The sequence below is a fragment of the Seohaeicola saemankumensis genome (assembly GCF_042678485.1).
GTDB lineage: Bacteria > Pseudomonadota > Alphaproteobacteria > Rhodobacterales > Rhodobacteraceae > Seohaeicola > Seohaeicola saemankumensis.
This window is the reverse complement of sequence record NZ_JBHTKR010000004.1, coordinates 326,146-337,169: the sequence shown is the minus strand read 5'-3', so window position 1 is coordinate 337,169 and position 11,024 is coordinate 326,146. Positions and strand designations below refer to the sequence as shown.

The window sequence follows — 11,024 nt, the reverse complement described above, 5'->3', positions numbered from 1 at the left end:
GTGCCCCATGGCCCGCGCCGTCCTTTCACTCTGCCGCCACGGCGCGCGCGCCGTTGAGGTATTCCAGAACCGCCTGCGCCGAATCACGTCCGTCGCGGATCGCCCAGACAACAAGGCTGGCGCCGCGTACGATATCGCCGACGGCATAGACGCCATCGAGGCTGGTCTTGCCGGTTGTGTATTCCGCCCGGATCGTGCCCCAACGGGTCACATCCAGACCTTCAACACCCCACAGCTTGGGCAGATCCTCGGGCTCGAAGCCCAGCGCCTTGATCACGATATCCGCATCCTCGACATAGTCGGCGCCCTCGATCACCTCGGGCGACTGACGGCCGGAAGCATCCGGAGCACCAAGACGCATCTTCTGCACGATCACGCCGGTTACCGGTTCGCCGACAAAGCCCTTGGGCGCGCTCAGCCATTCCAAGACCACACCTTCTTCTTCGGCGTTCTGCACTTCGCGCTGGCTGCCGGGCATGTTTGCGCGGTCGCGGCGATAGAGACATTTCACCGAGGTCGCGCCCTGACGGATTGCGGTGCGGACGCAATCCATCGCGGTATCACCGCCGCCGATCACGACGACGCGCTTGCCGGCAGCGTTCAATTCGCCGTTGTCGTATTCGGGCACGTCGTCACCAAAGCTTTTCCGGTTGGACGCTGTCAGGTAATCAATTGCCCGCACGATGCCTTCGGCGTCTGCGCCGGGGCCTTCCAGATCGCGGGTCTTGTAGACGCCGGTGGCGATGACAACCGCGTCATGCTTGCCACGGATGGCATCAAAGCTGATGTCCTCGCCGACATTGCAGTTCAGCACGAATTCCACACCGCCCTGTTCCAGCTGTTCGTTGCGGCGCATCACCACGTCTTTTTCCAGCTTGAAGCCGGGAATGCCATAAGTCAGCAAGCCGCCGGCGCGGTCATAGCGGTCATAGATCGTCACCTGCACGCCGGCACGGCGCAGTACATCCGCCGCCGCAAGGCCACCGGGTCCGGCGCCGATGATGCCCACGGACTGGTCACGTTCCATTGCCGGCACGATCGGCTTGACCCAGCCATTTTCCCACGCCGTATCCGTGATGTATTTCTCGACCGCGCCGATTGTCACAGTTCCATGCCCGGACTGTTCAATGACGCAATTGCCTTCGCACAGACGATCCTGCGGGCAGATCCGCCCACAAATCTCGGGGAAGGTATTCGTGGCCTGGCTGATTTCATAGGCTTCCTGCAGACGTCCTTCGGCGGTCAGGCGCAACCAGTCAGGGATATTGTTGTGCAACGGGCAATGCGTCTGGCAGTAGGGAACACCGCACTGGCTGCACCGGCTGGCCTGTTCCTTAGCCTTCGCATCCGCGAATTCCGCATAGATTTCATTGAAATCATGCCTGCGCGATTCAGCGCCACGCTTTTCCGGCATGTCGCGTTCCACAGAGACGAATTTCAGCATAGGTTGCTTGGCCACGACAAAGCTCCGTTCAGGACTGTTTGGCGTCCTTCTAAACCAAGCGCTTTCGCATTAAAAGTCAGCAGTATTGACCTATAATACGATTTTATTTGCTGCCGCGCAGCAATTTGCGCCAAAGGGTGTCATTTTTGGGTCCGCATCGGTCCTAAATAGACTCTTTCCTAAACAGGACAATACCTTATAGGGTGCGCAGCACAGAGCCGAGGATAAGCCCGATGCCTCTCTTCCATCTTTTTCTGGTCGCCATCATTCAAGGCATAACCGAGTTTCTGCCGGTTTCCTCCTCAGGTCACCTGATTTTATTGCCCGCTCTGACCGGCATGCAGGATCAGGGACAGGTCATCGACGTGGCGGTACATGTCGGCACGCTGCTGGCCGTGATTCTTTATTTCTGGCCTGACGTGCGGATGGGGCTGGCAGGCATACCGCGCCTGTTGCGGGGTCGCATCGACACGCAGGGCGCTTGGCTGGCCTTGTGCCTTGTCATCGCGACCATCCCGGTTGTGATCGTCGGACTGATCCTGAATGTCACGGGGCTGGACGACATGATGCGCGGCCCTGTGGTGATCGGCTGGACGATGCTGATCTTCGGTCTGGTCCTCTATTGGGCGGACCAGCGCGGCCCCAATGCAAAGACGACCGACACATGGTCACTCCGCGATGCGTTGATCATGGGACTCTGGCAGGTCGTGGCCCTTATTCCCGGAACCTCCCGGTCCGGCATCACGATCACCGGCGGGCGGCTGCTGGGTTATGCGCGCCACGATGCCGCCAAACTGTCGATGCTGATGTCGATCCCGACAATCGCCGCTTCGGGCATTCTGCTGGGCGCAGAGGTCGCGATGAACGCGGATGCCGCTGCGGCGCGCGATGGCGCCATCGCGGCGGTCTTTGCGTTTTTCGCAGCCTTGCTGGCGCTTAGTCTGATGATGCGCCTGCTGCGCAGCGTCAGTTTCACACCCTACGTGATCTACCGGGTGGTGCTGGGCATCGCCCTGCTGGTCTATGCCTACAGCTGACGCCGATCAGCCCTGGCGCAGGTTGCGCGCCGAGGCCTTGATCGCGGCGTACTGACCAGACGGGCGATAGGGCCAAAGGTAATCCGGCAGCACCGCTTCCAGCGAAACAGGATCGATTCCCAGATCGGCAAAACCCTTCGCGCCCTCGGCAACCACGTTGTCGCGTGCCAGGTTGCGGACTTGGTCGCGGGTAATCTGTGCAGGCACCAGACCCAGCGTGACCTTGTTCAGCATGTCAAAGCCAAAGGCCATGAAGCGCGCGACTGGGAAGGGGATATTCACGATCATCCGGCGGCGCTGGATCACATCCAGCATCTGCCCCATCAGGTTACGGAACGTCGATACATCCGGTCCGCCCAGCTCATAGATGCCCGGTGCCGCCTTGCCGATCACACCCAGAACAGCGGCGCGGGCCACGTCATCCACATATACCGGCTGGAACCGCGTTTCGGCACCCACCACGGGCAGAATCGGACCCATTTGCGCCATGCGCGCAAAGCGGTTGAAGAATTGATCCTCGGCCCCGAAGACTATCGAGGGGCGCAGGATGATCGCGTCCGGCATGAATTGAAGAACCGACTGTTCGCCCAGCGCTTTGGTGCGCGCATAGTCGCTTTTCGACGATGCATCGGCACCGATCGCCGAAATATGCACCATGCGGGCGATCCCCATCTCGGACGCGATGCGCGCCACGCGACCCGGACCTTCGGCCTGCACGGCATCGAAGCGATTCTTGCCATCCTCGGCCAGAATGCCGACGCAGTTGACCACGGCATCGGCCCCCTGCATCACGGCGCGAACGCTGGCGTCATCGCGGATGTTGCACAGCACGGGTTCGACCTGACCGGGCGTGCCATAGGGTTTTACATGCATCGCTTCATTGGGACGACGCACGGCGACGCGGACGCGCCAGCCCTCCTTGGCGAGACGACGCGCGATATAGCGGCCCACAAAGCCCGATCCGCCGTAAATGGTGACGAGTTTCGACATGTTTCAGCCTCCGGCCAAGGAAATCCTGCCTGTTCCTAAACCCAGTCAGCCGCTGGGACAAGGCGTTACAGGGTCGCGCCACGCTGTCGCGCCCCAACAGATCCGCCTGCCGTGAAAAAATCCTGCGAATCCACGTTGACACCGATTTGCGGCACGGATAAACGCCGTCCTCACGACACCTGTGCCCAGGTGGCGGAATGGTAGACGCGCTAGCTTCAGGTGCTAGTGTTCGCAAGGACGTGGAGGTTCGAGTCCTCTCCTGGGCACCAATTCCCCCTCTAAGCTATTGTTATTGTTGAGGTGATGGAGCTTTGGCTCCCTTCTATCCCCCATCCTATCCCCCAGGCAGTGAAAACTAGCTTTTAGCGAAGCCGTCAAACGGCGCCTGAATCAACCAGAAACGCGATTCCATCTGGTTGGGCAGCCAAGAAAAGTCTTGAGAGACTGTCGACCTCAAAGCCTTCAGAGACGACGCACGGCAATCTCAGGGTCGACCTGCACCCTCGTCTGACGCCCCAAAAGCTCCAAGAGAACATGCAGACGGCGATCTGGATCGATTTTCTCGACAGATGTCACGAAGTCAGCAAAGGGGCCGCTCACAATCCTGATCTGGTCTCCGACATCAAAAGCATCGACCTGAGGCGTCAGGAGGCCTTCGTGATCGCATCGGCTCATCAGCCCAGCCACGATCCCTGCAGGAACGACAGCCGGGCCGACAGACCCAAACCCAACAAGGGTCGACACACCCGGCGCTGTTTTGGCTAGATGCAATTCCTGGCCTGACGCACCTTTGCTCAGGAAGATATATCCGCCAAAGACAGGGTGTAATTGCTGCCTGAGGCGCCCTTTCCATCTCCGCTCAGTCTTGTGGCGCGGCATGAAGACATCAAAGCCCAATCGCGTCAGATTACGAAAGGCAATCTGGTTCTGGTTCGGCTTGCAGAGCAGCAGATGCCACTGTTCGGCTGCGAACTCACGTGCTCCATAGGACATCATCTCGGCCGACCCCGCATTCGCATCACCGTTCACAAATGAACACAGTTTAGGCAGGTTTCAAGATCTGACCCCACAAACTCTCTCCAGATTGCCCCTTTCTCTGGCCTGCGCGTATTGGTTGCGTTAATTTGCCCCGTAATGACTGCATCATTCAGTTTAAAACTATGTATCGTCAGATACTTACGGGGTTCGAGTGATTCGAATGGCCGTGCGTGAGCCTGTCTGAACAATGAAGCATTGCTCACAGTGGCTAACGCACAGTCGCGCTAGCATTTGGCGCACAGCCTTCATCGGCAAAATATCGGCTTCTGGCCAAACATGACCAAGGTCGTGGAAGATGACATCCATTTTCGAATCCTGCGGATCCTGGAACAGCATCCCGAAATCAGCCAGCGTGAACTGGCCGGGGAGGTCGGGATTGCACTGGGCAAAGTGAACTACGTGCTGAACGCCCTGACGGATAAGGGCCTGGTCAAAATCCGCAACTTCCGTAATTCGCAGAACAAGCTCAGATATGCTTATGTGCTGACCCCGGCGGGATTGAGTAAAAGGGCTGAACTGACGTCGGTGTTTTTGCGCAGGAAAATGGCGGAGTACGACGCTTTGAAGGCCGAGATCGAGGATCTCAAACGCGAGACATCGAAGGCTAAAAGTACAGCAGGACGGAGATCCTGATGCGATCAGTTTGTCACATTCTCGGGCAATTGCGAAAATAGCATAGTCCGTTTCGGCTCAAGGATAAGGACCCTCCCAAGATCGACATGCTGATCGCAGTCGTGGTGCCGACCTTTATCCCAGCATAGAGGCGCTAGCCGTCAGAAATGTCGAAGCTCGGCACCGCGGAAACGAAATTCAACGAACCAGCGTATAACGAAGTACAACTCGATTACGCTTGGTGAACCATGAAAGAAAACGGCATGCGCGTTCTGGTAACAGGTGGGGCCGGGTATATCGGCAGCCATACAGTGTTGCGGCTTCTGCGCGCAAAGCACGAAGTGCTTGTTCTTGACAACTTCTCGAACAGCTCCCCGGAGGCCCTTCGTCGGGTGAAGGGGCTGGCGAATGCGGACTTCGACATCTGCGAAGGCGACGCTCGGGACAGAGGTGTCTTGAACCAGGCATTTGGCGATTTCTCACCCGAAGCGGTGATCCATTTTGCAGGCCTCAAGTCTGTCGGAGAGTCCCAGGAACAGCCCTTAGAGTATCACTCACAGAATGTAGCCGGTAGCATCGAGCTTCTGGCGGCTATGAAAAGGCATGATTGCAGTAGGCTTGTGTTTTCTTCGTCGGCTACTGTCTACGGGGAAGCGCAGTACCTTCCTTTTGATGAAGATCACCCCTTGCAGCCGACGAACCCTTACGGGCGCAGCAAGTTCTTCACGGAGGAGATCATCCGCGACTGGGCCGCGTCTTGGAGTGATGTGAGCGCTGTTTTGCTGAGGTACTTCAACCCGGTTGGGGCGGACACCTCTGGACGGATTGGTGAAGATCCAAGCGGCGTCCCCAATAACCTACTCCCCTACATTGCCCAGGTCGCGGTCGGTCGGTTGGCTCAGCTGACTGTGTTTGGAGGCGATTATAACACCCGCGATGGTACAGGTGAGCGTGACTTTATCCACGTCGAGGATCTGGCGCGCGCTCATTTGGCGGCGATCAACTACACGGTCAAAGCTAAAGGGTGTGTGGCGATCAACGTTGGCACCGGAGCTGGAGCTACTGTTCTCGAAATGGTGAAAGGTTTCAAGAAGGCTTCAGGCAGGGAGATCCCCTACAAGATTGCGGAAAGGCGCGAGGGAGATGTCGCGCGCAGCGTGGCGGCTGTATCAAAGGCAGAACGGTTGCTGAGATGGAGTGCCGAATTAGGTCTCTCCGACATGTGCGAGTCGACATGGCATTGGCAGTCAAGCAATCCAAATGGATATGCCGATCTGGATCAAGGGATCAGCGGTTGATCGTTTTAGTAGTACGTCAGAGTCTGATAAGCTGAATTTTAAAAGAAACTATCAAGTTGCGAACAGATGGCTCTGACCGAGAAACGAGATACCGACAGGTAGGCCTGTAGACTAAAAATGACTATCCTAGCACCTACAGTGCAGAACTGCGGATTCTCGCTAGACCGGCCGCGCACAAAAGGACCTCAATGACATTGCCGCTCCGAAAAGCCGTCCCTCCCGTAGCAGGTATCGGCACGCGGTTCCTTCCCGCCATTAAGGCGATGCAGAAGCAGCTTCTGCCCATAATCGACAAGCCGTTCATCCAATACGCGATGAATGAGGAGATCGAGGCTTGGGTCACAGATCTGGTCTTTATCCCCAGACCCTCAAAAATCCTCATTAAATTCCTTTTTGTCCCACCCCTTAGAGGAATACTTAAAAGCGACGAGGTAGCAATTTGATCATGCGCTCGAGAGGATTCGGACGCATATTCACGGGGCCTCTAGCCTTGGCGACAGGCTCGCAAGCGATTTCAAGCATAGCAAACTTTCTCTTCGTGCTGTCGTTGCTAGCCAACCTAACCCCGGCAGCCTTTGGTCTCTACAGCATTGCTTTTGCGGTGGTACTCGCTGGAACGGCGATCTTACAGGGTTTTTTCCAGCTGCAGATGGTCACTAATCTGCCGCATCTTGCCGAGGGTCGCAGGCACGAATTCGTCTCTGCACTGTTTCTGGCGCAACTAATCGCGATGCTGGTGGTTACAATCGCAACAATCGGCTTTGCGGGGGCTCTCCCCGGAAAGACTGATTATTTGCAGCTGGCAACGGCCTCTGCGCTGGCAATATTAGGCCTATCGGGAAAAGAGTTTCTGATCAGATACTTGTTCGCTGCGTCCCAGATCTCGCTCTGGATTGCAGCCCTGAATATCCTGGCGGCCGCAACTTTGGCGGTTCTGGCAATGAGCGGCCTGCCCTCGCGGGGACCGCAGCACGCCATGCTGGGTTATGCGCTCGCACAGATCGCAGCGATGCTGCTGGGACTTTTCGTGACCCGGGTCTGCCTGAGGCCGAAGGGCTGCTGGGATCTGCTCCGCGCTATCGCGACCAATGGCGCTTGGGGCGCCTTTTCCGCAGTGACCTACTCACTCCGATCCAGCGCGCACACTTTCATCGCCGGAGCCACGCTTTCCCTGGTCGACGTCGGACAGATGAACGCAGCACGCACTCTGTTGACGCCAGCGACGCTAATGATTCCAACACTGTCAGCAGTCATGTTGCCGCGGCTGAGCCAAGTGATGGCCTTTGGAAGCAGACAGGGGCTGGGCCGTTTGGCTTTGCGTATTGTAGTAGCGCTTTCGATAATGGTAGTGGTCTACGCAGGGCTGCTGGCTCTCGCCTGGCCTCTCTTAGTGAAATACCTGTTGGGAAGTGGCTTCATCGGACTTGGACCATATGTCGCACTCTGGTCTGCCTTTGCTCTCTCAATCGCCGTCCGCAACGTTGCCGAGTGGACGCTTCAAGCTATGCAACTATTCCAGTCCTTATCGCTCTACAATCTGCTTGCTGCGGCCGTGACGCTCTCGGCTGTAACCATCATGACGCTAGCGTGGGGTGTGACTGGCGCGATTTCAGGACTAATTATTGGTGAATTATTTATGATCGTTCTATGTACTTGCTTTGTGTTTAAACGGCTGGCAGAGCAGCCGGATATATGATGCTTGAGGCGCTCTTCTTTTCAAATCTCGCAACGGTCACCTTTGGACTTTTGATGTCCATTTCTAGGTCACGATTGGATACATTTATCTTGATCTCGCTGATTATGGTTACAGCTCAGAGTGTGATCATCGGCCTCAGAGATCCTAGAATGATGACAGATACTAGGGAGTATGCAGCGCTATTCACTGGTACTAGCGGATTTGAGGAAAATATTGAGCCAGCATTTATGCTTTTTGTGTACTTATTTAGACTAGTGACTGATCAGGTTGATCTTTTCCTCATCACCGCCTCTGCTTTATTGAATCTTGTGTATTTTTCTTTCTTATATCTTATTTTGAATCGATATTCTTTGTTAGCATTTGGTTTGTTTGGATCTACTTTTCCTTATTGGCTTGTCCATGTGCAGATATTACGGAGCGGCATAGCCAGTGCTTTTCTACTTTTAGGAATTTCCCTATTTCTTAGCCAAAAGTATAGGCGTGCTCTTATTCTTCTTGCGACATCCGTTGCTACTCACTTCTCGATGGCGGTTGTCAGCACTGGAGCATTTCTAGGATACGTCGCATCAGATTTGAGCGCCAAAAAGATCTTATCCGCGTCAGTTTTAATATTTTTTGTCTTTATTGCCTATGAATACGCGATTCCAAATGTAACTTTTCTTGCACCATGGAAGCAGCGTTTAGAAGCCTATTCCTATTACGCAGAAAATGTCTTCGTTGATTCCAGTTTTGGCTACCAATACGTATTTTTTCTTCTAATATTGATCAGTCTTTTTTTGTTCTGGAGGCGACAGCACGAAACTACGAAAATACTATTCTTTATATACTTTACGGTTACTGTGCTCTCCTTTGCATTTTGGTCCAATGTCTTATATCGTGATCGAATTTTTATCTTTGCCCAATTAATCGAGCCTGCTCTCTTGACGATACTGGCAATAAGCGTTGTTGGCAGAAAATATGGCGCGTTGCTTATTTCCGTCGTCAGCGTCTTGATGTCAATACTGGTCATATTTTACTGGGGGCCACGAACCGTGCTCATCTTTTGAATTTCCGCTCCATGCATCCGCGACAACGTTCTTGATCAAAATTATCTTACGCGAGACAACATTCGAAAGCGCAGAATAGAATCCATGCAGAATCTAAACGGAAAGATCGTTGCCTTTCTTGGTCCGGACGGCGCAGGCAAATCAACCATGATAGAGCTCGTGCAAGTTAGACTTGCCGAGAAAGGTATCGATTTCAGTTACCACTATTTCGCGCCAGGATTCCTGAAGCGCTACCGGCCGAAAGGTGACGGCGCCATTACCACCAAGCCGCACGAGGGTCGCCAGTATGGAGCGGTGTTGATACTGGCCAAGATCCTCTTGATGCTCTTTGAGTTCCGGATGGGCGTCGCCCGCCTTCGCAGGCAGCCGCGACTAGCCCTGTTCGACCGCTATGTCCTCGATATCCTGATTGATCCCAAGCGCTACCGGATGGGTCATGTCCGTTGGTGGATGCGGGTCCTGTTGCGGCTGGCGCCACCGCCAGATCTGCTCGTGATCGTAAGCGCGCCTGCTGATCTAATTCAGTCGCGCAAGCAGGAGGTTCCGGCCGAGGAGACTGTCAGACAAGTTATCGCTTACGAGGAACTCGCAGACATAGCGCCGAGGGGTCTGATCGTCCACAACACGACTACGCCCGATGCAGCCGTCTCAGCGGTTCTGGCCAAACTGGAGGCGCTATCGTGATCGATGTATCGCCCCTTTTCGGCCCCCAAGATGCTGCGAGGGCAGAAAATCTGGGCTTTCGTGTCTTTCCAAGGACCGGGACGGAACGCTGGATGCTTGAAGCGACGCAGCGACACCCTTGGCATCTCAAGACTTGGCCTCGCGCAAACTTCCGCGCCCGCCTTATCCATCATGCCGCCTGGACACTCGGTGCTTTCGGTCTGCATTTCCCGCACAGACTAGAAAGCTTAGCCGTATCCCCAAACTCGCCTTATGCACAGTTGCGCGCCGAGTTTGACCGGCTGGGCATATTTCTTGGTACATCTGGCCCCAACCGCAAGATCGTGGTTTATGCTGCTCGTCCGGATCGCTCCGTGTTCGTGAAAATACCGCTGGGACCAGAGAGCGCCGCCTTGGTCGCAAGGGAAGCCGATGCGCTTGAAGCGCTGGCAAGCGACCCGGATCTCGCCTCCCTAGTGCCGGCCGCAACTCGGATTGCTGGGCATCTCGCCGTCGAGGATCTCGAAACGGATGGCGTCATTTATGCTACTCTCGATGTTCACGAGCTTTCCCGCATCCATGATATGCTGGAACGGCGCTCGGCCATCACGCGACAGCTTCGCGCGTTGAGGGCAGAGTGGCCGGATGGTCTCAAGGGTCGGCAATCCACGCACGATGCAGAAACGACAGCAGCTTTGGAGAAGGCGTGCCATCAGGCAAAAGGTTTCCTGGATGGGTTGCCGCAAGATCTAGCGGTGCCTTGTTACATGGCACACGGCGACTTTACCCGATGGAACGTGTTGCGGGCGGCTGATGGGACTGCGCGGATTATCGATTGGGAATTTTTTGGCCTAAAGCCACGCTGGTTCGACCTAGTTCACTACATCGTTTCGCACGATATTCTTGTTGAGCGGAATTCGTCAGATGTCATGGTAAGGAAACTGCAAGAGGTTGCTCGGAAAATTGGTGCGCACCCGCCAGAGTATGGCTGGTGGCAGCACGTTGGCTTGTACGTCGCCTATCAGAGCCTCTACTATACTGAATTATACGACCGCCAAGTCAGCTTGCACCCACAGGCAGCATGGCAACTAAAAGCTTGGTCTCAGATACTTTCTATTATTCAGAATAGTTCGTAGGTAAGCCGGTGTCACCTTTTCTGAAGCATTCCACACAAATTCTCTTTCTGATCCGGCTGTATTT

General features: G+C 55.3%; 11 protein-coding genes and 1 tRNA gene. 9 read left to right on the top strand and 3 right to left on the bottom strand.

Annotated elements, in window-relative coordinates; all coding sequences use genetic code 11:
* Window positions 1–25 precede the first annotated feature (25 nt).
* Window positions 26–1,459, bottom strand: a complete 1,434-nt coding sequence (locus ACFQ3C_RS11275) for an NAD(P)-dependent oxidoreductase (protein ID WP_380791747.1) — start codon at window positions 1,457–1,459, stop codon at window positions 26–28.
* Between the two features lie 218 nt (window positions 1,460–1,677).
* Between ACFQ3C_RS11275 and ACFQ3C_RS11270 the strand changes: the two genes are divergently transcribed.
* A complete protein-coding gene (locus ACFQ3C_RS11270) occupies window positions 1,678–2,481 on the top strand; it encodes an undecaprenyl-diphosphate phosphatase (RefSeq protein ID WP_380791745.1) in 804 nt (267 codons plus the stop codon).
* A 6-nt stretch (window positions 2,482–2,487) separates the two neighbouring features.
* On the opposite strand, the gene ACFQ3C_RS11265 is transcribed toward ACFQ3C_RS11270, so the two are convergent.
* Entirely contained in the window at window positions 2,488–3,471 is a 984-nt protein-coding gene (locus tag ACFQ3C_RS11265) for a complex I NDUFA9 subunit family protein (RefSeq protein WP_380791743.1), read from the bottom strand.
* 183 nt (window positions 3,472–3,654) lie between these two features.
* On the opposite strand from ACFQ3C_RS11265, the gene ACFQ3C_RS11260 reads away from it, so the two are divergent.
* A tRNA-Leu gene (locus ACFQ3C_RS11260) sits at window positions 3,655–3,740 on the top strand.
* A gap of 193 nt (window positions 3,741–3,933) precedes the next feature.
* On the opposite strand, the gene nusG is transcribed toward ACFQ3C_RS11260, so the two are convergent.
* Entirely contained in the window at window positions 3,934–4,500 is a 567-nt protein-coding gene (gene nusG, locus ACFQ3C_RS11255) for a transcription termination/antitermination protein NusG (RefSeq protein WP_380791741.1), read from the bottom strand.
* Window positions 4,501–4,785: 285 nt separating this feature from the next.
* Between nusG and ACFQ3C_RS11250 the strand changes: the two genes are divergently transcribed.
* The 7 genes from ACFQ3C_RS11250 (at window position 4,786) to ACFQ3C_RS11220 (ending at window position 10,960) form a co-directional block, all read left to right on the top strand.
* On the top strand, window positions 4,786–5,142 hold the full coding sequence (locus ACFQ3C_RS11250; RefSeq protein ID WP_380791739.1) for a MarR family EPS-associated transcriptional regulator: 357 nt from the start codon (window positions 4,786–4,788) through the stop codon (window positions 5,140–5,142).
* Between the two features lie 242 nt (window positions 5,143–5,384).
* Complete coding sequence (gene galE / locus ACFQ3C_RS11245) at window positions 5,385–6,419, top strand: UDP-glucose 4-epimerase GalE (protein ID WP_380791737.1); 1,035 nt, start codon at window positions 5,385–5,387, stop codon at window positions 6,417–6,419.
* Between the two features lie 188 nt (window positions 6,420–6,607).
* Window positions 6,608–6,862, top strand: coding sequence for a sugar phosphate nucleotidyltransferase (locus tag ACFQ3C_RS11240; protein ID WP_380791735.1), 255 nt, complete (start codon window positions 6,608–6,610; stop codon window positions 6,860–6,862).
* A gap of 47 nt (window positions 6,863–6,909) precedes the next feature.
* Complete coding sequence (locus ACFQ3C_RS11235; protein WP_380791733.1) at window positions 6,910–8,115, top strand: lipopolysaccharide biosynthesis protein; 1,206 nt, start codon at window positions 6,910–6,912, stop codon at window positions 8,113–8,115.
* Complete coding sequence (locus tag ACFQ3C_RS11230; protein WP_380791731.1) at window positions 8,115–9,161, top strand: EpsG family protein; 1,047 nt, start codon at window positions 8,115–8,117, stop codon at window positions 9,159–9,161. The genes ACFQ3C_RS11235 and ACFQ3C_RS11230 overlap by 1 nt, the downstream gene beginning before the upstream one ends.
* An 84-nt stretch (window positions 9,162–9,245) precedes the next feature.
* A complete protein-coding gene (locus ACFQ3C_RS11225; RefSeq protein WP_380791729.1) occupies window positions 9,246–9,845 on the top strand; it encodes a hypothetical protein in 600 nt (199 codons plus the stop codon).
* 92 nt (window positions 9,846–9,937) lie between these two features.
* Window positions 9,938–10,960 carry a phosphotransferase gene (locus tag ACFQ3C_RS11220; RefSeq protein ID WP_380791727.1) on the top strand — a complete coding sequence of 341 codons (1,023 nt, stop codon included), beginning with the start codon at window positions 9,938–9,940 and terminating at the stop codon, window positions 10,958–10,960.
* Window positions 10,961–11,024: the final 64 nt, after the last annotated feature.

Bases quoted from the DNA above. Each gene is read 5' to 3' on its own strand.
- ACFQ3C_RS11270 (WP_380791745.1), top strand. From the start codon at position 1,678: ATGCCTCTCTTCCATCTTTTTCTGGTCGCCATCATTCAAGGCATAACC.
- ACFQ3C_RS11265 (WP_380791743.1), bottom strand. From the start codon at position 3,471: ATGTCGAAACTCGTCACCATTTACGGCGGATCGGGCTTTGTGGGCCGC.
- ACFQ3C_RS11250 (WP_380791739.1), top strand. From the start codon at position 4,786: ATGACCAAGGTCGTGGAAGATGACATCCATTTTCGAATCCTGCGGATC.
- galE (WP_380791737.1), top strand. From the start codon at position 5,385: ATGCGCGTTCTGGTAACAGGTGGGGCCGGGTATATCGGCAGCCATACA.
- ACFQ3C_RS11240 (WP_380791735.1), top strand. From the start codon at position 6,608: ATGACATTGCCGCTCCGAAAAGCCGTCCCTCCCGTAGCAGGTATCGGC.
- ACFQ3C_RS11230 (WP_380791731.1), top strand. From the start codon at position 8,115: ATGCTTGAGGCGCTCTTCTTTTCAAATCTCGCAACGGTCACCTTTGGA.
- ACFQ3C_RS11225 (WP_380791729.1), top strand. From the start codon at position 9,246: ATGCAGAATCTAAACGGAAAGATCGTTGCCTTTCTTGGTCCGGACGGC.
- ACFQ3C_RS11220 (WP_380791727.1), top strand. From the start codon at position 9,938: ATGCTTGAAGCGACGCAGCGACACCCTTGGCATCTCAAGACTTGGCCT.